The sequence below is a fragment of the Paraburkholderia fungorum genome (assembly GCF_900099835.1).
Taxonomy (GTDB): Bacteria; Pseudomonadota; Gammaproteobacteria; order Burkholderiales; family Burkholderiaceae; genus Paraburkholderia; species Paraburkholderia fungorum_A.
In genome coordinates, this window is the sequence record NZ_FNKP01000002.1 from 1,360,577 (window position 1) to 1,380,600 (window position 20,024).

A 20,024-nucleotide genomic window follows, 5' to 3' on the forward strand; every position below is an offset into this window, starting at 1 on the left:
ACCATGCGCCAGGCCATCCATCACCTCAGCGTCAAAGCCCGCAGCCGCGGTCTTGTCGAGTTCACCGATGAAGCGAGCCGCTTCGTCTCCGGCGAAGGCATCCGCACCGGACTGCTGACGCTGTTTTGCCGTCATACGTCCGCGTCGCTGCTGATCCAGGAGAACGCCGATCCCTCCGTGCAGCGCGATCTGGAGCGCTACTTCGCGAGCCTCGCACCGGAGGACGCCGAACGCTACGAGCACGACGCCGAAGGACCCGACGACATGCCCGCGCATCTGCGGACCGCGCTCACGCAAGTGCAGTTGTCGGTGCCGGTCGAACATGGACAGATGGTCCTCGGCACGTGGCAAGGCTTATATCTGTTCGAGCATCGCCGTCATACGCAGCATCGCGACATCGTGCTGCATCTGATCGGCGAGTGACCGGACGCGGCGCGATAAAGCCGCTACGGTCAAACAGCGCCTCAAGCTCCCTCCAGCGGCACCCCGCCAAACGCCTGCCTTTGCGCCAGCGACACAAAAGTCTGCGCATCGCGCGCCGCCAGCACCACCGCCGCCATTCCGAAGAACTCGTGCGTCGCGCCGCGATAATTGCGATGCTCGACCGCCACGCCCGCGCTGCGCAGTTTCTGCGCGAGCTTCTCGCCGTCCGAGCGCAGCGGATCGATGCCGGCCGTGACGATTGCCGTCGGCGGCAACCCGGACAGATCGGCGCTCACCACGTCGATCAACGGACTCGTCAGATCGCTCTCGCTATTGATCACGTTATGCACGAACCACAGCATCATCGGCTTGCTCAGCGGGCGGGCGTTGCGGTTTTCCTCGTACGACACCGACACGATATTGTTGCTTGCCACCGGATAGATCAGCGCCTGGTGAAGCGGCATCCGCGTGCCGGTTTCGCGCGCGCGAATCGACACGTTGATCGCCAGGTTGCCGCCTGCGCTCTCGCCCATCACCGCGATCCGGTCCGGATCGCCGCCCAGGCTCGCGCCGTTTTCGACCAGCCAGCGCCACGCGGCGAACGCGTCATCGTGGGCGGCGGGCAGGCGGTGTTCGGGCGCCTGACGATAATGCGCGGAGACGACGATCGCGTTGCTCTGCGCGGCAATCGAACGCGGCGTGGCGTCGTAGGTATCGAGATCGGCGATTACCCAGCCGCCGCCATGAAAATACAGGATCAGCGGAAACGGTCCCTCGCCTTGCGGCCGGTACACCCGCGCCGGATTGCTGCCGATCGCGCCGGGAATCACGATCTCTTCGGTGCGCACCGCTTCCAGTTCCGGCGACGGCCGCGCGCTGAACGCCGGATCGGCCACCAGCTTTTTGACGGCGTCGGCAGGCGTGGGCTGCCGCCTCGCTTCGTCGACGGAGCAATCTTCGATTGGCTTCGGATTGAGACTTTTGAGTGCGCCGAGCACGGCTTTCATGTCGGGGTCGGCATGGCCCGTGGGGTCCAGACCGACCATGCCTTTGATGGTATCGCCAAGTGTCATGGGAAAACTCCTGATGGATGAGCGCATGAATCCATCAGGAGTTGCAACCACCGCCCGACGGCACGCATGCTGTCGGTCACAGCAAGCGCTATTCCCGTCGAAGCGCCGCCCGGCGCGACTTTCAAGTCAACCGGGGTCCGGCTAAGGTCAGACTATTTGCGAGCACCGTCAGCGATTGCCGGTGGTCACGCGCGAGATCCTGTCGATCAACGCCTGCAACGAAACCGGCTTGCCGAGATGCGCGTCGTAACCCGCGCGAATGGCCCGGGTGGCATCCTGCGCACGGCCAAACCCCGTGAGCGCAATGGCCGGCACCGACGCCGCAGCCGGCAGCTTGCGCAGCGCCGCGATCAGCTCGTAACCGTCCATGTCCGGCATGCCGATATCGGACAGGATCAGATCGAACTGCTGATGCCCGGCTACCGCCAGCGCCGCCGCGCCGCTGATTTGCGGCGAGACCAGCGCGCCTTCCATTTCGAGCAGGCTCTGGAATGCCTGCAGGCTTTCCGCCGCGTCGTCCACGAGCAGAATCCGCATGCCGTTGAGCAGGCCGACGTCGGCTGATTCCGGGCGGGATTCGGTTTGCACTGGGGCGTTGCTGGCCGGCAGCCAGACCCGGAATCGCGCGCCCCGGCCCACTCCCGCGGAATCGGCCTTCACGTGCCCGCCGTGCATTTCGGTCAGTTGCCTGACGAGCGCGAGGCCGATCCCGAGCCCGCCGCTGTGCCGCCGATGCGAACCCTCCGCCTGGCTGAACATGTCGAACACGTTCGGCAAAAATGCCGGCTCGATACCGCGACCGGTGTCGCTCACCTCGACGCACGCGTACCCGTCTTCGCGCGTGAGACTCACCACGACCCGCCCGCCAGCCGGCGTGAACTTCACCGCGTTGCTGACGAGATTCCACAGAATCTGTTCGAAGCGCACCGCGTCGGCGTCGATAACGCACGGCTCGGAGACGCCCTCCACGGTCACGCTGACCTGATTGGCCTGCGCATCGGCCTCGAGCGTGCCGCTCACCGCGACCATGATCGCCGCGATATCGACGCGCGTTCGCTCCAGCGTCAGCTTGCCGGTACGCACGCGCGACAGATCGAGCAGATCGTCGATGATCTTCGCGAGGCTGATGACCGAGCGGCGGATCGCGTCGGCTGCGTCGCGCACCACCGGCAGCGCCTGGGTGGACGGCGCGCGGTCGAGCATGTCCGCCTTCACGTGAATCAGATTCAGCGGGTTCTTCAACTCGTGCGACAGCACCGCGAGGAATTCGTCCTTCAGACGGCTGGCCGCTTCGACCTTCTGCCGCACCGAGCGCTCCAGCGACATCCTGTGCTGTTCGATCGTGTCGGCGTTTTTGCGCTGCGTCAGATCGAGCACGATCTTCGCGAAACCGCTAAAACTCTGCGACGCGATCGGTACGGTTACGCCGCTGCAATAGAGCCGCGTGCCGTTCTTATGGAGATACCAGCGCTCCTCTTCCGCGCGGCCGTCTTTCTGCGCGCGTTGCCGTTCGATCGAGAAGTCGATCGATTCGCGTTCCTCGGGCAGATAAAGCGGCGCGAGCGTCTGGCCGGTCATTTCCCGCTCGCCATAACCGAAGATGCGTTGCGCGCCCTTGTTCCACGTCACCACGCGGCCGTCCTGATCCAGCACGATGATCGCGAAATCGTCGGTGCTTTGCGCGGCCAGATGCAGACGTTCTTCGCCGACGCGCACCAGTTGTTCCGCGCGCCGCAGCGCCGAAATATCGACCATGGTCAGCACCGCGCCGTCGATGTGGTCGTCGGTGGTGCGATACGGCGACAGCCGCGTGAGGAAATACCGCCCGTCGGTGCCGCGAATCTCGCGCTCGATCAGTTGCAGCGATTCGAACACGGTCGAGGTATCGTCCGCGAGTTGCGGATAGTCGAGCCGGTGCGTGATGTCGTTCAACGGGCGGCCGATATCGGACGGAATCACGTTGAACAATTCGGTCGCGGCGGGCGTATAGCGCTTGATGCGCATTTCCCGGTCGACGAACAACGTCGCGATGCCGGTCGACGCGATCACATTCTGCAGGTCGTCCTTCGCCTTGCCGGTTTCCTCGATCTTGGCCTGTAACTCGGCGTTGACGGTGAACAGCTCCTCGTTCAGCGATTGCAGTTCTTCCTTGCTGGTTTCGAGTTCCTCGGTCGCCGCGCGCAATTCTTCGTTGATTGCCTGCAATTCTTCGTTCGACGCCTTCAACTCTTCCGTCGATGCTTCCGACTGCTCGACCGTGGTCCGCAATTCCTGTTTCGTGCGATGCAATTCGTCTTCGAGATGCACCAGCAACGAGTCATGGCCCGCGCTGGCCGGCTGCGGGCGTTGCGCGCCGGACGCAGTCGCGGCGGTGATCGTCTCGAACAGCACCAGCGCGAACTCCGGCGCGTCGTCGGTGCGCCGGTAAGGACGCACGACGACGCGGACCTGGCCGCGCGGCGCGAAGTCGATCGGCTCCGTGGCCGTTTCGTGATTGCCGCGAAACGCCTGGAACAACACTGCGCGCAATTGCAGACGCAACGCGGGATGCACCAGCATGATCAGGTTATACGACGGCTCGCCGCGCACGAAACGCAGGTATTCGCCAGCGTGGTCGGATATGTGCAGGATGTTCGCGTCGGTATCGACCACGATGCTCGGCGGCGCATACAACTCGAGAATCCGGTGATGCAACGCCGTGAACGGCATGGCCTGCGGCAATACCGGGGGCGGTCCGATGCTCGCGGCGGCTGTCGCTCCGCCGTGCTGGATGACCGGCATGTTGATCGGCGGCCGCACGGCAGTGGTCACCCGGTTCGCGCGATAAATACGGTTCTTCTTGTCGACCGCCGTGAACAGTTCGCCCGCCGCTTCGGCGGATTCCGAACTGCCGAGCAGCAGATAGCCGCCGGGCTGCAGCGCGAAGTGGAACATTTGCAGCACCTGGCTCTGCACGCTGCGATCGAGGTAGATCAGCAGATTGCGGCACGACACCAGATCGACCCGCGAGAACGGCGGATCGTGCAGCACGTTATGCACGGCGAACAGCACCCGTTCGCGGATTGCCTTGCTCACCCGGAAATGCGTGCGCTCGGGCGTAAAGAATTGCCGCAGATTGTTTGGCGCCACGTCGGCGGTAATCGATTCGGGGTACAGCCCGGCGCGTGCGAATGCGATCGCGCGTTCGTCGATGTCGGTCGCGAACAGCTGGACTGGAATGCCCTCGTGCCGCTGTGAATGCCCCGCGAGCAGCATGGCGAGCGAATACGCTTCTTCGCCGGTCGCGCAGCCCGCCACCCACGTGCGCACCGCCTCGTCCTCGCCCTTGTTCTGGAAAAGCTTCGGCACGATTTCCCGCTCGACGACCTCGAAGGTCTCGCGATCGCGGAAAAAATTCGTCACGCCGATCAGCATGTCCTTGAGCAACGCGGGTATTTCTTCGGGGTGCGTGAGCACGTAGTCGTGATACGCCTGAAGATCGGGAATGCCGTTGACCTGCAAACGCCGTTCGATGCGCCGCAAAATGGTCGCGCGTTTGTAGTGACGGAAATCGTGCCCGGTGCGTGCGCGCAACGTGGCGAGCACGCCGAGCAGCGCGCGCTCGGCCGTCGAGGCCGGATCGGCTTTTCTGGGCGCGAGCGTTTCGGGTTCGTCGTTGGCAGCCGGAAGGCGAATGGCGCGCGCGTTTTCGGCCAGTTCGCGGAGCTTGCCCGGCATCTCCGCTGCCGGCAGCGCAAGGTCGATCATTCCCGTGGCGAGCGCATTCTGCGGCATCTCGGGATATTCGGCGTCGGCGGGTTCCTGCGCGATCGTCACGCCGCCCTGCTCCTTGACCCGGCCGATTCCGGTCGCGCCGTCCGCGCCGGTGCCCGACAGGACGATCGCGATGGCGCGCTCGCGGTGGGCATCGGCGAGGCTGCGAAAGAACAGGTCGATGGCGACCGGCCGGCCGCGCGGCCGCCCAATGGTTTCAGCGGACGTGAGATGGCCGTTGTCGAACGAAAGATCGTGCGACGGCGAGATCACGTAGACGTGGTTCTTTTCGACCTGCAGCGTGTGTTGCACCTGATGCACCGGCATGCTGGTCGCACGCTGCAACACCTGGTCGGCGCTGCTTGCATGATCGGGCGACAGATGCAGCACGACTACGAAGGCCATGCCCATATCCGCCGATGCGTTTTCGAAGAAGCTCAGCAGCGCCTGCACGCCGCCCGCCGACGCGCCGATGCCGACTACCGGAAAGTCGAGCGCAATGGGGCCGGGCGGGTGGCCACCCGGTGTCTGTGAGGTTGATTCCGTGCCTGTTTGCGCACTCGCGAGCGCGCCGTCCAGCGCGTTTGATTGAGACGCTCCTGCTTCACTGCCCGCCATACCCATCCTTATGCGCTGCTGCGTGTCAGCCGGCCGCGTCGTGTAGCAGGCCTGGTGTTGCGTTGCCGTTATCGCCTCTTGTCGTGCTGTCGTCGACAAGGCGGGCCTCTGTATCGACTAGCATTGTCGCGTGAGTTGCGCTGCATTGCAAAGAGCCGGATACGCGCTCAGATGCGGCGTAAAGCGTGACGCGCGCACGTGCCTGTTCACGGCACCTGCGCGTCTTCGTCAGCCACGGTCACTGGTCGTCACCGCGGCGGGCGGTGACCTTCCGCTCATTGCCCCTTCGTGTCGCTGCTGGCGTTCGCGCCCGGGGTGTTGGTGGAATCGGTCATGGGCTTGGTCGTTTTCTTCGAATGCTTCATATGATGTTTGCTCGAATGCGCCGCGGCACCCGAAGCCATGTCGCCGCCTTCGCGGGTGGTGCCCGCATTGGTGCCGCCGCTCGGGTCGTTGCCGGCCGGGCCGCCGCCGCCCGCACCTTGCGCCAGCGCGAGCGACGACGCCGCGAGCAACGCTGAAACGAGCACGGCCTGTCCGATCTTCATGGTGAGTTTCATGGCGATTCTCCTGTCCGGAAAGAAAGTGTGGATTACGCCGGCTGGACCAGCCGGAACCGCAAGCCTCGCCATCTTTTCAGCAAGCGATGTGCCGCGACGCGGCAAACGTTTCAAACAGGAGAGAATCGTGTGAGACGGACGCTGCGTAGCGTCAGAGGAGCGCGGCGAACGTTACGGTTCGCAAGCCACCAGCGCGTGCAGTTCGTCGATATTGAAAGGCTTCGCGAGAATCGCCACGCCGAGACGCCGAGCGCGTTCGAGTTCGTCGGCATAGCCGGTCATCAATGCGATTTTCTGCGACGGCCATGAGCTGCGGACTTTTTCCGCGAGGTCGATACCGTTGAGCTTGCCCGGCATCTGGATATCGGACAGCACGAGTTCAAAGCGCGCACCGCCGGTAAGCACGTCGAGCGCGTGATCGGCGCTCGGTTCATGGCGGACTTCGCAACCGAACGTTTCCAGTACGGCCGCGACGCCTGCGGCCACGTCTTCGTTGTCTTCCACCAGCAGAACCACGCCGGCCGGACCCGCAGCCGCCTGCTGCGGCGCCTCGACACTCGCCGCCACCACCCGCTCGCGATGACGCGGCAGATAGATCCGCACCGTCGTGCCGCTGCCCGGCACACTGTCGATCTTCGCCGTGCCGCCCGCCTGCTCGCACATCGATAGCACCTGCGCGAGGCCCAAGCCGGTGCCGGAACCGCGCAGCTTGGTGGTGAACAGCGGCTCGAACGCGCGCCGGGCGACCGCTTCGGGCATGCCCTCGCCGTCGTCGGAACAGGCGATCAGCACGTATTCGCCGTCGGGCAACAGCGTGTCGCTGCTCACCAGCCGGTTGTTCTGGCAGCGGATCACGAAGCGGCCGCCGCGCGGCATCGCATCGCGCGCATTGACGGCGAGATTCATGATCGCGAATTCGAGGTCGGTCGGATCGGCCAGCACCGGCCAGACGTTATCGACCATATTCAAAGCCAGTTCTACGTTGTCACCGAGCGCGGCGTCGATCAGCGGCGCGGCGTCGGGCAGCCAGCGCGCGAGTTCCACCTTCTCCTGTTTCAGCGGCTGTTTGCGCGCGACGCTCAGGAGCCGCCGGGTGAGCGATTCGGCGGTAGCGGTCGCGCGCTCGACGGCGAGCACTTCCTTCTCCAGGTTGTTGTAGTTTTTGATGCGCGCGAGTTCGGTATTGGCCGACACCACCATCAGCAGATTGTTGAAGTCGTGCGCGACGTTGGCGACCAGATTGCCGAGCGCGCCCATCCGTTGCAACTGTCGGCTCGACGCCTCGGCCGACAGCCGCATTGCTACCTCGCCCTGCCAGCGTTCCCACGCGCGGCGCTCGCCTTCCAGTTGACGTAGCGAATAGAACACCAGCAGCCAGATCGCGATGCACGGCACCGCCGTGAGCGCGGCGATCAACATGAAATGCGCGCGCCATGCGGCGGCAATCGCCGAGGTCGCATAAGCGCTCATCACGTACAGCGGATAGTCGCCCACGCGGCGAAACGCGAGCAGGCGCTCGACGCCGTCGACCGTCGACTTCAGCCGGATGTGCCCGGACAGTTGCCGGTCGCGCATGACCTCGATGAACGCGCTTTGCGTGCCCGGCTTCGCGCCCGGTGGCCACGGCGGATAGCGCACCAGCAGGCTGCCGTCCTGCCGGTACAGGGCGAGCGCGAGCGACGAATCGCCGTCGGTCAGGTCCTGATAGAAGCGCGCAAAGTATTCATTGCGCAGCGCGACCGCCACCACGCCGAGGAATTGTCCGTCCGCGCCCGAGCGGCCATTGGCAGTCGTGAAAACGTGGTTCTTCGACACCGGACCGTACATCGGCAACGAGAAATACGGCTGCGGCCGCATCGCTTTTGCGGAGAGGAAATCTTCGCGCTGTTCGATCGAGATGGACGGTGCGGGATAAGCGAGGCTCGACACCAGCAGGTTGCCATTTGCGCCGAGCAGATAGATGGACGACACCTGCGGAAAGTCGCCGCCGATCTGCCGCAAGCGGTCGTGCAATTCCTGCTGACGCGCGCGAATCTGCGTGTCGTCCGAGTTGCCGAGCAGATCGACCACGCGCGAGGCCATCTGCTGATTCAGATCCAGCACCTTGACGGCCTGCTCTTCGCTGACCCGCGCGAGGCGGTCGATGACGTCGTTCGAATCGGCGATACGGCGCTGGTAATCGAAGTAGCCGTAGCCCGCGAGGCAGGCCAGCGGAAACAGAATCGAAACGGCAAGCACGATCAGGAGCATGCGCCGCGTCGCCGCGAAATTGCGCGACGGCATGGGGAAATCGACTGCGACACGTTCCGCACGCTGCACGGTCACGATCTCCAAGAAAAGTATTTCGGTAGGGTTTTATGCACCTTCATGCACCTGGGTGCTGCGCCCGTGTTCGAGCGCTATTTCCTTTCCCTGAATTTACCGCACTTCCGCAGTTCTCCAAAGCCTGTTTCAGCGGGAAACAGACCATTTTCATGGGGATTTATTCGGGCACACGGATTGCTGAGGCACGGGAAGATTACGGCTTTTATGTCGCCTGAATCGCCCGCACCGTCCGCGAGGAATCGATCATGCCCAGCAACGCACGCCGCGTCGCGCAGTTATCGCAATTGCGAACGGATCGCGCAGTGCGCGTCGTGGTCGATGACGAACCTATCGTGCTGGTGCGCGACGGCGATTCGGTGCGCGCGTATGCCGCCGACTGCCCGCATGCGGGCGGCCCGCTGGAGGAAGGCGCGATCTGTCATGGCCGGATTATCTGTCCGTGGCACAAAGCTGCATTCGACGTCGCCACCGGCGCGCTGCTCGAACCGCCTGCGTTAGTCGCGCTGGACCGCTATCCGGTCGTCGTTTCCGGCGACGATGTGATGGTGTCTTCGGAAAAGATTCCGCAACCGGTTTGCCGCGCCACCGCGCGAACCCCTCATTACGTCGTGATCGGCGCAGGCGCTGCCGGTGCGGCGGCGTGCGCGGCGTTGCGCGAAAGCGGGTTTGCCGGCCGCGTCACGCTGATCGGCGAAGAACCGCACGCGCCTTACGATCGCACTGCGCTGAGCAAATTCGTTCCGTCGATGGAAATGGCGGTCGCCGACGTGCCGCCACTGCTTGCTGCCGACTGGCTGGAATCGCATGACATCGAGCGGATCGTCACGAAGGTCGTGCGGCTCGACGTGCCGGCGCGCACGCTGCATGTCGAAACCGGCGGCCCGCTGACTTACGACACCGCGCTGCTCGCCACCGGCAGCGTGCCGAAGATTCCCCACCTCCCCGGTAGCGAACTTGGCGGCGTGCACGTATTGCGTAATCTCGCCGATGCCGCCGCGATTGTCGACGTACTCGGCGAGAGCCCCGATCAGCAGCAGGTCGTGATTCTCGGTAGCAGCTTTATCGGCCTGGAAACCGCGTCGGCCTTGCGCAAAAACGGCACGCCCGTCACCGTGATTTCGCCCGACAAGATCCCGTTTGAAAAACAGTTCGGCGAGCGTGCGGGCGAGATGTTCCGCGCGCTGCACGAACGCAATGGCGTGGCGTTTCGTCTCGGCGCGAAGGTGGCTTCGCTAGAGGGAGAAGAAGGCAACGTGCATGAAGTGATGCTCGAAGGCGGCGAGCACGTTGCCGCCGATCTCGTGCTGCTGGGCACGGGCGTTGCGCCGGCAACAGGGTTTGTCGAAGGATTGCCGTTGCAGAAAGACGGCGGCGTGATCGTCAATGCAGGCATGCAGGCAGCGCCCGGTCTGTACGCAGCGGGCGATATCGCGACATTTTCGCTGCACGAGAATCAGGAACCGGTGCGTGTCGAACATTGGCGGGTCGCGCAGCAACATGCGCGAATTGCCGCGGAAAACATGTGCGGCGCGCGACATCGCTACGGGGGCGTGCCGTATTTCTGGACCTATCACTTCGGCAAGCGCTTCGAGTATCTCGGCCATTCAAACGACTGGGACGAAATTGTGATCGACGGCGAACTCGAACAGCAGCAATTCGTCGCACTGTATGTCAAGGACGGCAACGTGGCCGCCGTGCTCGCCTGCGAACGCGAAGCGCAAACTGCGCGTCTGATCGATGCGATGGGTAGCGGGCTAACGCGTGCGGACGCATTGACAATCATCTCGTGAAGCGTGCAACGCGATCACTGGTAGCGTCGCGCGCTTTATCGATTCACTGAAGAAACCTGAAGGAGAAGTCGCCATGACAACACATAAGGAAAAGCACCCGCATGCGCACAAGAGCGAAAAGCAGATCGACAAGGAGGTCGAAGACAGCTTTCCCGCCAGCGATCCGCCGTCGACCGGCGGCACCACGAAGATCGTGCCGGACAAGGAGGCGAAGCACAAACCATCCGCGGAAAAACCTGCGGCGCGCTGAAGCTACGCCAATTCATCCGCTCGGCGCGCTGCCGCGTTGAGCGGAACTGACATGTCGCGCTACACGTCCACTACAACGAGCGCTTCCGGGTCCGGTTGGTCATGCTCGACCTGCCTGCAAGCGGCCACGATTTCCCGCAACGACGTGGCATAACATTCCGCGCCCATTGCACTTTGCAGATCGACGCTCCACTTCTGCGTATCGTCGAGCGCCCACAGCCCGACCACGATCGATACATGCGGCAGGCGCGCGCGAATCCGCCTGACCAGGTAGCGCAAATGTGACGGAATGCCGTCGATCTGCAAGTAGAGAACGCAGATCACGCCTACGTCGTCCGCTTCGAGATTGTCAATCGATGCACGCGACACCGCGTCGTGCGGTAACGAGCGCGCTGTAAAGCCGTGCTTGCCGAGCAACTGCAACAGGATCGTGGTTGCCAGAGGATCGAGCGGACCGCGTCCGGGAATACACAGCACACGGGTATTGACCGCATCCACTTCGCGCGGCGCAGCTCCTGCCGTGGTGAGCGCATTCAGCGCTTCCCTCGCCTTCGTTTCCTTATGTATCTCGTCCGGCGATGGCCCCACTGCACTCCAGTTTTCCTCCACCACCGGCGGAGCGGGTTCGATATCGTCGTAACTGTCGAGGCCATCCACCAGATCGTTCGTGGTCGCCTCGATTCGCGCGAGTTGCACCGCCGTCACGCTGCCGCGCACGACATCGGTTGCTGCTAGCTGCAAACCCTTGATTGCCACTTCGTCGTAATACGCGGACAGCGAGCGCTCGCGTAACAACGCTTCGGCCTGCTCGATCGCTTCGTCGGGATCGCCTGCCAGAGCCCGCTGGTAAAAGTTTTCGATTGGTGTGAGCGCGGGTTGATCGCCGAGCAATACGTCGAGGAATTCGAGCCGGCGTACATGCCGTCCCAGCACCAGCAGACACAGCGTCAATGGTGTCGACAGAATCAGCCCTATCGGCCCCCAGATCCAGCTCCAGAAAATCGCGGCCACCACTACCGAAAACGGCGACAACCCGGTGCTGCGTCCGTATAGCAGCGGCTCGACCACCTGCCCTGCCACCAACTCCACGGTGACGAACAGCGCCAGCGACCAGATCGCCATGGCCCAACCAGGACTCACGGCGGCCGCGAGCGCAGTGGCGAGCGTAGCCGAGATCCAGATGCCGACATACGGCACGAGCCGCAGCAACGCCGCCAGAATGCCCCACAGAATCGGACTCGGCACACCGATCAGAAACAGCCCCGCGCCGATCACGACGCCAAGCCCCGCATTCAGCCCGAGTTGCGAAACGAAATAGCGGCTCAGACGCCTGGCCGCTTCGTCCATCACCGTGGTCGTGCGGTGCAGGTCGCGCGAGCCGAACAAACGGATTGCGCGGTCGCGCAGGTCGTCGCGTTGCAGAAGTATCACGATCATTACGACGAACACGATAAACGCGGTTTCCAGCGGACTGATGGCGGGCGACAACACGCGCCTGGCGAGTTCGAATGGCGTCGGCACAGGCTCACGCACTTCGACCGGCACAGCGGACGGCGCCCGTGCGCCCGCAGGCGACGACGCGCTCGGCGTCGCTTCGGGCGGTGGCGGCGGCTCGATGGTCGCGCGTTGCAAAGCCTGACTCGCGACGCTCGCAACGCGGTTCAGTTTGCCGATTGTCAGGCTGTGCACGGTGTCCATCTTTCGTTCGATGGTCACCTGATAGCGCGGCATGCCGGCGGCCAGATCAGTGAGTTGCGTGGCGATCAGCGCGCCGAGCATGCCGATCACCGACATCGATATCAGCATCGCTGCGAACACCGACGCAACGTGCCCGAGCCTGAGCCGCGCCAGTGAATCGACCAGCGGCGCGACCAGAAAACTCAGCAGAACTGCCAGCGTGATGGGAATCAGCACCGCGCTTGCAAAGTACAGACACGCCACCGCCGTCACGCCGACACCCAGCGCCACCAGTCCGTCGATGCCGAACGCGGTGGCCGGTGCCTGAATGCGCGCGGCAGGCCGTGCGCTGCGTGGGTCGGTTGAGTCCTTCATTAGATCGCCCGGTGCAATTTTCAATACTTCAATGCAATAGATCGGTTACGTCTCAGGTATGCGGATAAAGCAGCGGACTGCATGAATTACGAACGCCGATGGCGTTGCGCCCGTGATCCGGCGGCAACAGCATCGGCGTCGCAAGTCGCTGCAGCGCTTCGCTCTATCACTTTTGATGCTTATTTTGCAGGTTACTTTGCAGCTTCTTTCGCGGGCTCTCCGGCAATCGGCCCGCTCTCCACAGGCGGCGCTTCTTTCTCGATCTCAGCGCGAGCCTGATCCCAGTACTCGTCGGGCGCGCCTTTAGGGTCTGTGGCCTGCTGCCACAGGTAGTACGCGCGCGTGCGAATCTGTTCCTCTTGAGAGCCTTGTTCCTGTTCCATTTGATCACCCTGGTAAAGACGTGGCGAAGACCGGTATCGGTTGCACTGCGCGCCCGCTGCCACGGCAACTGGCGCGCAGTTATCAGCAATCGAGCAAGCCCTGTACCTGGGAATCCGATGCGCTAGTGCGCGACCTTTTCATTGTTTTGGTACTTACGGGGGTCGTTTATCAACCCGCAGCGTTGCCGCTATCGTCGGTGGTCAACTGCTCTTCCAGCCGGTCGAATACGCGTTGTGTCGCACGACTCGGCGCTTCGAGTGCAAACAGCAACAACGAACGCGCGGTCACCTGATACGCGTCGCCCGCGCTGAATTGCGGCAACTCCGCGCGCACGGGCATATTGGTGTCGAGCAGACAGGTCCACTTGTCGCCTTCTGGAATATCCGGCAACGTGAAATTGACGACATCGTGATGTGCGTTGAACACCAGCAACAACGTTGCATCGGAGGCGACACGGCGAATGCCGCTCGCCTGCGCGCGTCCGTCGATCACGAGGCCGAAGCAGCGCATCGACGCATCGTCCCACTGCTCCTGCGTCAGATCGTGGCCGTCAGGTGCGAGCCAGCGCGCATCCGTTACATCGAGTGCCTCGTTGTATTCGCCGATGAGAAAGCGGCTGCGACGCAGCACCGGCAGACGGCTGCGCAGCGTAGCCAGATTCCTGACGAACTCGGTGAGCGCGCGGCCATCGTCGTCGATACCGTCCCAATCGACCCAGCTAATCTCGTTGTCCTGGCAATATGCGTTGTTATTGCCCTTTTGCGTGCGGCCGAATTCGTCGCCCGCGAGCAGCATCGGCGTGCCTTGCGAGAGCAGCAAGGTCGCCAGCAGATTGCGCTTCTGGCGCTCGCGTTGCTGACGGATATCGGCGTCGTCTGTCGGACCTTCCGCGCCCATGTTCCATGACTTGTTGTCGGAGTGGCCGTCTTTGTTGTCTTCGCCATTCGCGTCGTTGTGCTTGTCGTTGTACGACACGAGGTCGTTCAGAGTGAAGCCATCGTGCGCGGCGATGAAGTTCACGCTGGCCCAAGGCCGCCGTCCGCGATGATTGAACTTGTCGCCCGAGCCGGTCAAACGCGTAGCGAAATCGGCCACCTTGCCTTCGTCGCCCTTCCAGTATTCGCGCACGGTGTCGCGAAAGCGGTCGTTCCATTCGGCCCAGCCGGGAGGAAATCCACCTACCTGATAACCACCGGGGCCGCAGTCCCATGGTTCGGCAATCAGGCGCACACTCGATAGCACCGGGTCCTGCCGGCAACTGTCGAGAAAGCCGCCGCCTTCGTCGAAACCATGCGTTTCGCGGCCGAGAATCGTCGCGAGGTCGAAACGGAAACCGTCGACTTTCATTTCCGTCACCCAGTAGCGCAGGCTGTCGGTGACCATTTGCAGCACACGCGGATGCGACAGGTTCAGCGTGTTGCCCGTGCCGGTATCGTTGATGTAGTAGCGCGGTTCATCGGGCATCAGGCGATAGTACGATGCGTTGTCGATGCCCTTGAACGAGATCGTCGGGCCGCGTTCATTGCCTTCTGCCGTGTGGTTGTAGACCACGTCGAGAATGATTTCGAGGTCGGTCTGATGGAAACGGTCCACCATCTCCTTGAACTCCGCCACGGAGTCCGTCGACGAAGCGAAGAAACGCGGGTCGGCTGCGAAAAAGCCAATCGTGTTGTAACCCCAGTAGTTGGTGAGACCTTTGTCGAGCAGATAACTATCGTTGACGAAAGTCTGCACCGGCATCAATTCGACCGACGTCACGCCGAGGTTTTTGATGTAGTCGAGCACGACCTGCTGGCCGAGTCCGGCGAAGGTGCCGCGCAAATTTTCAGGTACGCCCGGATGACGTTTGGTAAATCCGCGTACATGGGTCTCGTAAAAAATCACACGGTCCCACGGCAGCGCGTTGCGTTCAGGATGCGTCCACGAAAAATTGGCGTCGACCACCTTGCACTTGGGAACGAACGGCGCGCTGTCGCGTTCGTCGAAAGAAAGGTCGCCTTCTTCGGAATCGAGCGTATAGCCGAAGATTTCCGGCGCCCATTTCAGTTCGCCGATATGCGCCTTCGCGTACGGATCGAGCAGCAGTTTGTTCGGATTGAAGCGATGGCCCTTTTCGGGTTCATACGGCCCATGCACGCGATAACCGTACACCGCACCCGGCTTGAGATTCGGTACGAACACGTGCCAGACCTCGTCGGTATATTCGGGCAACTCGATGCGTTCGAGTTCGGTTTCGCCGGTCTCATCGAACAGGCACAGTTCGACTTTGGTCGCATGCGCGGAGAACAGCGCGAAATTCACGCCGTTTCCGTTCCATGTCGCACCGAGGGGGAAAGGCGTGCCTTCCGAGATGCGTGTCGAATAGTTCGGCTGCGATGACATAAAGGTTCCTGTGGGAGCAAGACGCGCTCGCGCGCATGTTTAGAACAGCTGGCGAGGTGAGGTAGCAAATTCCAGACCCGAGGCAATTGAAACGAGCGTCGCGCCCTTCTTCTGCGGGAATAATGCGGCGACGCGCGTGAGACCGGGAGATTGTTTCAGACGAAATGGCTTCAGAAATCGTGTCGAAAAAACGTGTGGAAAATAACCAGTAAGTAATAAAAACACGAAGCCAAAAAAATGCTCCCAAATACCTGATTAATCAGACGCGGCCAGTATGGATATAACCTCAAAATGTTAAATCGATGTGGCCGACGAAAACGCCGTGCGTGTGCGGTCACGCAACCATTGAACACAGTGCGAGATATGATGAAACTATTGGACTTTAAAAAAACAGAGCGCTTACCGCAGGAACATAGCTGATATACAAAATTCGGTGTCCACGCAGCGCTCAAGGTGGACGCGCAACAGACACCGCAGCCGCCGATTCAAGCACTCGCAACAAACGCTCCGGCGTCAACGGTTTCGCGCAATGCGCGTCGAAGCCCGCGGCTTTCGCGCGCGCTCTGTCGTCGCGTGAAGCGAACGCCGTGCATGCGACAAGCAACATATGCGAAGTTGCCGGATGGGCCCGCAAACGGCGAGCGAGTTCCAGCCCGTCGAGTCCCGGCATCTTGATGTCCAGCACCACGGCGAATGGCTGCCATTCGCAAGCCAGCGCGCACACCGCCAATGGATCTTCAAGCGCACGGCATTCGAAGCCGTCGGCTGTCAGCAGCATCTGCAATGCTTCTGCCGCTTCGCGATAGTCGTCCACCACCAGCACCCGACGATGCGAGACCATCGCATACTTGATAGGCCGCCACACTACGACGTCGTCGTTGGCGTCGTTGCTATCCACCTGGTCGTAGAACGTCACCATTTTCTCCTTAGCTTATTCCGACGCCGCTGACGGGCACCTTGGAACACGCGCGCAAGATTCGCTCCCACTGTGTAGGCAAAGCTCTCTGTTTGCCGTACGACTATTTCGGCCCGATGCGTTGCTCTGTCAAAGCGCCGCGGCAAAAGCCTTACAGGTCAACACGATTCACGGTGTAAAGGGAAGCCCGTTGCATCGCGCTGTGAATTGAGTGACGCCACTCAGTACTCTTGTGTGCGTGGCGTCGGTGAAACGCACTTCGGCCGTGCACATCGCCCATGCTGCGTGCATTGCGCGGCTCGTGATGCCGAGTTTGATTTATCCGGCTATACCCATTTATTGATGCCGGTTGAAAAGAAGGTTTGCAAACCTCTATCGCTGACTTAAGCGGCTAACGTCGACAATAAACATACTGAAGGATAAGCGAGGAAACGCGCGTTAAAACCAGCAACGTGTTAGGGGTTTGCGCTCAGCGGGTTATCCCGCACGATCGTCGATAAAGCCTTTCAGCATGGTCAGCGTATCGGCATCGTCGATCTGTTTGTCGGTGCGCCAGCGCAGCATGCGTGGAAAACGTACCGCCACGCCCGACTTGTGACGCGGGCTCGCCTGAATTCCTTCGAAGCCGATTTCAAATACGAGCGTGGGCGTCACGCTGCGCACGGGACCAAATTTTTCGATGGTGGTTTTGCGGACGATGGCATCCACCTGACGCATCTCTTCGTCAGTCAATCCCGAATAGGCCTTTGCAAACGGCACGAGCGTGCGCACGCCGTTGGCTTCGTCCCAGACGGCAAAGGTGAAATCCGTATAAAGACTCGCGCGACGACCATGGCCGCGTTGTGCATAAACAAGCACGGCATCTACCGCATAAGGATCGATCTTCCATTTCCACCACGTGCCCGAGGCTTTCGTGCGGCCTACGCCGTACATCGACTCGCGCTCTTTCACCATCAGCCCTTCTACGCCACGCGCGCGGCTTTCTTCGCGCAACACCGAGAGCGCCTGCCAATCCGTCGCGCGGACCAGTGGCGACACGCGTAGAAGATCGTGCGCCAGCGTACCGTCGAGAGAGGCCGCCAATGCATCGAGTTTCGTGCGACGTTCGGCTAGCGGTGTCATCCGTAAATCCTGGCTTTGCGCTTCGAGCAGATCGTAAGCAAGCAACGTGGCGGGTGAATCGGCGAGAATCTTTTTCGTCAGCGTTTTACGGGCGATACGCGGTTGCAGTCTTGCAAACGGTAACGGCGCGCTCGCGCCAGGCTCCCATGCCAGTATTTCTCCGTCGATTACCGTACCGTCCGGCAACGCTTCGCCCAATGCAGTCACTTCGGGAAAACGATCGGTGATCAGATCTTCGCCGCGCGACCAAAGCCATACACGTCCTGCACGTTTGACGAGTTGTGCGCGTATGCCGTCCCATTTCCACTCGATCTGCCATTGCGCGGGATCGCCGAGCGTCGCCGGATCGGCCTGTAATGGATGCGCAAGAAAGAACGGATAGGGCAAGCCCATATCGCTATCGTGGATTTGCGCGGCCGCTTGCGTATCGTCGGCAGTCAGCTCTGGTGCGATCAAACGAAGATAGCGCGCCGCGCTCGGCGTCTGTTGCGAATCGGTCCAGCCGACCATGCGTTGCGCAATCCGCTTATGATCGACGCCCGCTACTTCCGCGAGCGCTCTCACCACCAGTTGCCGCGCGACGCCGACCCGAAAGCCGCCGCCGATCAGTTTCGTCAGCAGGAAGCGGCCGCTCCAGTCGAGTTCATCCCAATAGCTGAGTAAGCGCGTGCGCAATTCGTCAGGCGGGACACCGCGCAATGTCAGCACGCGTTGTTCGATCCATTGCGTGAGGCCCAACTCCGAACTACGCTGAGCGGGCGGCAGGATATGAGCGATGGTTTCCGCCAGATCGCCCACCGCGTGATACGACTCCTCGAATAACCACGGCGGCAAGCCTGCGCGTTCACGAGCGATTTCGCTCAGCAAACGCGTCGGCACCGATTGACGCGGCTTGCCGCCCGCGAGGAAATACGACGCCCACGCAGCGTCTTCCGGCTCGGCCACGTCGAAGTAACTCGTGAGCGCTTCGAGTTTGTCGTGCGTCGAAGTGGTGGCATCGAGCGCGGTGTAGAGGGCGGCGAAGCGCTTCATGTGTGACTCGCCGCCGAGGTGTCTGCGCTCGTCGGGGTTTCGTCGGCACCCGCCGCATCGGCTTCGACCGTGTCGTCTCCGTATTGCGTTTCAAAAGCGCCTGCCTGCAAGCCCTGTTCGCGCAACCATCGCACCATCGGCTCCACGGAACCATGGGTGACGATCACGCGTTGTGCGCCGGTCGATTGAATCGCTGTTTGCAGACTGGGCCAGTCGGCGTGATCCGACAGAACAAAACCACGGTCGACACCGCGTCGCCGCCGCGCGCCACGCAGACGCATCCAGCCGGAGGCGAAGGCGTCGCTATAGTCGCCGAATCGCTTGAGCCACGCGCTGCCCTGCGCGGACGGTGGCGCGACGATCAACGCCTGCCTGAACACGGCCTTGTCTTTTGCGGCGACCTCGCTGACCAGACCCACTGGCGGCAAACGCACACCCGCGTCCCGATACGCGCGATTGAGCGGCTCCACGGCGCCATGGCAGAAGATCGGCCCGATCGCCGAGTCGACGCTCGCCAGCACACGCTGCGCTTTGCCGAACGAGTAGCAGAACAGCACAGATGCACGCCCCTCGGCCGCGTTATGACGCCACCATGAATCGATACCATCGAAGACGACTCGCGGCGCATCCCATCGATAAATCGGCAAGCCGAAAGTCGATTCGGTGATAAACGTATCGCAGCGCACGGGTTCGAACGGGTCGCAGGTCGGATCGGGATCGAGCTTGTAATCGCCCGATGCCACCCATACACGTCCCTCGTGCTCGATCCGCACTTGTGACGAACCGAGCACATGTCCGGCGGGATGCAGCGAAACGACCGTGTCGTTGATCGCGAGACGCTCGCCATAGGGCAGCGTTTGCAACGTGATGCCCGGCAAACGCGAGAGCAGCACATTGGCCCCGGCGTGGGAAGCAAGGTAATGCCGATGCCCGAAGCGAGCGTGATCGGAATGGGCATGCGTAATGACGGCGCGTTCGACCGGCCGCCACGGGTCGATATAGAAATCACCGGGCGGGCAATATAGGCCCTCGGGTCGAGCGACGACGAGGTCCGCGGCAAGTTCCGCCTGGTCCGGCACGATGTTCAATGGGTGTTCCAGCGAGTCCATCGGCGAATTCCACAGGTTGGCCGCACAGCGCCGGTCGAAGCGGGCGAATCGCGTAAGAGGAACTCACGCATTCGAACGCCCGTTCGCAGGCCGACGCACAACCCAAGCAAACTGCATTCCCGTTAGCGGACCGGGAACAGAAGCCGCAGGAAAAAGGCAGCCTGTCTGTGGCTGCGTTCTTGCTTGCGGTATAAAGCAGGCAGGCGCGTCGATACGGGCTGCAATCCGGCAATCCC

Annotated in this window: 14 protein-coding genes; 4 read left to right on the forward strand and 10 right to left on the reverse strand. The window is 62.1% G+C overall.

Annotated elements, in window-relative coordinates; genetic code table 11:
* The first annotated feature begins 3 nt into the window (after positions 1 to 3).
* Positions 4 to 423, forward strand: coding sequence for a secondary thiamine-phosphate synthase enzyme YjbQ (locus tag BLS41_RS22030; protein ID WP_074768670.1), 420 nt, complete (start codon positions 4 to 6; stop codon positions 421 to 423).
* Positions 424 to 464: 41 nt separating this feature from the next.
* On the opposite strand, the gene BLS41_RS22035 is transcribed toward BLS41_RS22030, so the two are convergent.
* The 3 genes from BLS41_RS22035 to BLS41_RS22045 all read right to left on the reverse strand — a co-directional run bounded on the left by BLS41_RS22035 (position 465) and on the right by BLS41_RS22045 (position 6,415).
* On the reverse strand, positions 465 to 1,496 hold the full coding sequence (locus BLS41_RS22035) for an alpha/beta hydrolase (protein WP_074768672.1): 1,032 nt from the start codon (positions 1,494 to 1,496) through the stop codon (positions 465 to 467).
* 168 nt (positions 1,497 to 1,664) lie between these two features.
* The gene (locus BLS41_RS22040) at positions 1,665 to 5,867 is read right to left on the reverse strand and encodes a CheR family methyltransferase (RefSeq protein WP_083380120.1); all 4,203 of its coding nucleotides are present in this window, start codon (positions 5,865 to 5,867) and stop codon (positions 1,665 to 1,667) included.
* 275 nt (positions 5,868 to 6,142) lie between these two features.
* Complete coding sequence (locus BLS41_RS22045; protein WP_074771107.1) at positions 6,143 to 6,415, reverse strand: hypothetical protein; 273 nt, start codon at positions 6,413 to 6,415, stop codon at positions 6,143 to 6,145.
* 10 nt (positions 6,416 to 6,425) lie between these two features.
* Between BLS41_RS22045 and BLS41_RS39990 the strand changes: the two genes are divergently transcribed.
* Positions 6,426 to 6,560 carry a hypothetical protein gene (locus BLS41_RS39990; RefSeq protein ID WP_290439530.1) on the forward strand — a complete coding sequence of 45 codons (135 nt, stop codon included), beginning with the start codon at positions 6,426 to 6,428 and terminating at the stop codon, positions 6,558 to 6,560.
* 38 nt (positions 6,561 to 6,598) lie between these two features.
* On the opposite strand, the gene BLS41_RS22050 is transcribed toward BLS41_RS39990, so the two are convergent.
* Positions 6,599 to 8,746 (reverse strand): hybrid sensor histidine kinase/response regulator, encoded by a 2,148-nt coding sequence (locus BLS41_RS22050; RefSeq protein ID WP_171910333.1) that lies wholly within the window; start codon positions 8,744 to 8,746, stop codon positions 6,599 to 6,601.
* A gap of 251 nt (positions 8,747 to 8,997) precedes the next feature.
* Here BLS41_RS22050 and BLS41_RS22055 point away from each other — a divergent pair, with 251 nt between their 5' ends.
* Both BLS41_RS22055 and BLS41_RS39110 read left to right on the forward strand, forming a co-directional pair.
* Complete coding sequence (locus BLS41_RS22055; RefSeq protein ID WP_074768676.1) at positions 8,998 to 10,542, forward strand: FAD-dependent oxidoreductase; 1,545 nt, start codon at positions 8,998 to 9,000, stop codon at positions 10,540 to 10,542.
* 73 nt (positions 10,543 to 10,615) lie between these two features.
* A complete protein-coding gene (locus BLS41_RS39110; protein WP_171910288.1) occupies positions 10,616 to 10,792 on the forward strand; it encodes a hypothetical protein in 177 nt (58 codons plus the stop codon).
* Positions 10,793 to 10,851: 59 nt separating this feature from the next.
* On the opposite strand, the gene BLS41_RS22060 is transcribed toward BLS41_RS39110, so the two are convergent.
* The 6 genes from BLS41_RS22060 to BLS41_RS22085 all read right to left on the reverse strand — a co-directional run bounded on the left by BLS41_RS22060 (position 10,852) and on the right by BLS41_RS22085 (position 19,788).
* Positions 10,852 to 12,843, reverse strand: a complete 1,992-nt coding sequence (locus BLS41_RS22060; protein WP_074768678.1) for an AI-2E family transporter — start codon at positions 12,841 to 12,843, stop codon at positions 10,852 to 10,854.
* Positions 12,844 to 13,034: 191 nt separating this feature from the next.
* Complete coding sequence (locus BLS41_RS22065) at positions 13,035 to 13,226, reverse strand: DUF2934 domain-containing protein (RefSeq protein ID WP_074768680.1); 192 nt, start codon at positions 13,224 to 13,226, stop codon at positions 13,035 to 13,037.
* Between the two features lie 169 nt (positions 13,227 to 13,395).
* Positions 13,396 to 15,609, reverse strand: a complete 2,214-nt coding sequence (gene glgX, locus BLS41_RS22070) for a glycogen debranching protein GlgX (RefSeq protein ID WP_074768682.1) — start codon at positions 15,607 to 15,609, stop codon at positions 13,396 to 13,398.
* Between the two features lie 448 nt (positions 15,610 to 16,057).
* Entirely contained in the window at positions 16,058 to 16,528 is a 471-nt protein-coding gene (locus BLS41_RS22075) for a response regulator (RefSeq protein ID WP_074768684.1), read from the reverse strand.
* A gap of 474 nt (positions 16,529 to 17,002) precedes the next feature.
* Positions 17,003 to 18,679 (reverse strand): ATP-dependent DNA ligase, encoded by a 1,677-nt coding sequence (locus BLS41_RS22080; RefSeq protein WP_074768686.1) that lies wholly within the window; start codon positions 18,677 to 18,679, stop codon positions 17,003 to 17,005.
* Positions 18,676 to 19,788, reverse strand: coding sequence for a ligase-associated DNA damage response exonuclease (locus BLS41_RS22085; RefSeq protein ID WP_143026340.1), 1,113 nt, complete (start codon positions 19,786 to 19,788; stop codon positions 18,676 to 18,678). The genes BLS41_RS22080 and BLS41_RS22085 overlap by 4 nt, the downstream gene beginning before the upstream one ends.
* Positions 19,789 to 20,024: the final 236 nt, after the last annotated feature.

What these genes read in the sequence shown, in the direction of transcription:
- BLS41_RS22030 (WP_074768670.1), top strand. Translation starts at nt 4, where the DNA reads ATGCGCCAGGCCATCCATCACCTCAGCGTCAAAGCCCGCAGCCGCGGT.
- BLS41_RS22035 (WP_074768672.1), bottom strand. Translation starts at nt 1,496, where the DNA reads ATGACACTTGGCGATACCATCAAAGGCATGGTCGGTCTGGACCCCACG.
- BLS41_RS22040 (WP_083380120.1), bottom strand. Translation starts at nt 5,867, where the DNA reads ATGGCGGGCAGTGAAGCAGGAGCGTCTCAATCAAACGCGCTGGACGGC.
- BLS41_RS22045 (WP_074771107.1), bottom strand. Translation starts at nt 6,415, where the DNA reads ATGAAGATCGGACAGGCCGTGCTCGTTTCAGCGTTGCTCGCGGCGTCG.
- BLS41_RS39990 (WP_290439530.1), top strand. Translation starts at nt 6,426, where the DNA reads ATGGCGATTCTCCTGTCCGGAAAGAAAGTGTGGATTACGCCGGCTGGA.
- BLS41_RS22055 (WP_074768676.1), top strand. Translation starts at nt 8,998, where the DNA reads ATGCCCAGCAACGCACGCCGCGTCGCGCAGTTATCGCAATTGCGAACG.
- BLS41_RS39110 (WP_171910288.1), top strand. Translation starts at nt 10,616, where the DNA reads ATGACAACACATAAGGAAAAGCACCCGCATGCGCACAAGAGCGAAAAG.
- BLS41_RS22060 (WP_074768678.1), bottom strand. Translation starts at nt 12,843, where the DNA reads ATGAAGGACTCAACCGACCCACGCAGCGCACGGCCTGCCGCGCGCATT.
- BLS41_RS22065 (WP_074768680.1), bottom strand. Translation starts at nt 13,226, where the DNA reads ATGGAACAGGAACAAGGCTCTCAAGAGGAACAGATTCGCACGCGCGCG.
- glgX (WP_074768682.1), bottom strand. Translation starts at nt 15,609, where the DNA reads ATGTCATCGCAGCCGAACTATTCGACACGCATCTCGGAAGGCACGCCT.
- BLS41_RS22075 (WP_074768684.1), bottom strand. Translation starts at nt 16,528, where the DNA reads ATGGTGACGTTCTACGACCAGGTGGATAGCAACGACGCCAACGACGAC.
- BLS41_RS22080 (WP_074768686.1), bottom strand. Translation starts at nt 18,679, where the DNA reads ATGAAGCGCTTCGCCGCCCTCTACACCGCGCTCGATGCCACCACTTCG.
- BLS41_RS22085 (WP_143026340.1), bottom strand. Translation starts at nt 19,788, where the DNA reads ATGGACTCGCTGGAACACCCATTGAACATCGTGCCGGACCAGGCGGAA.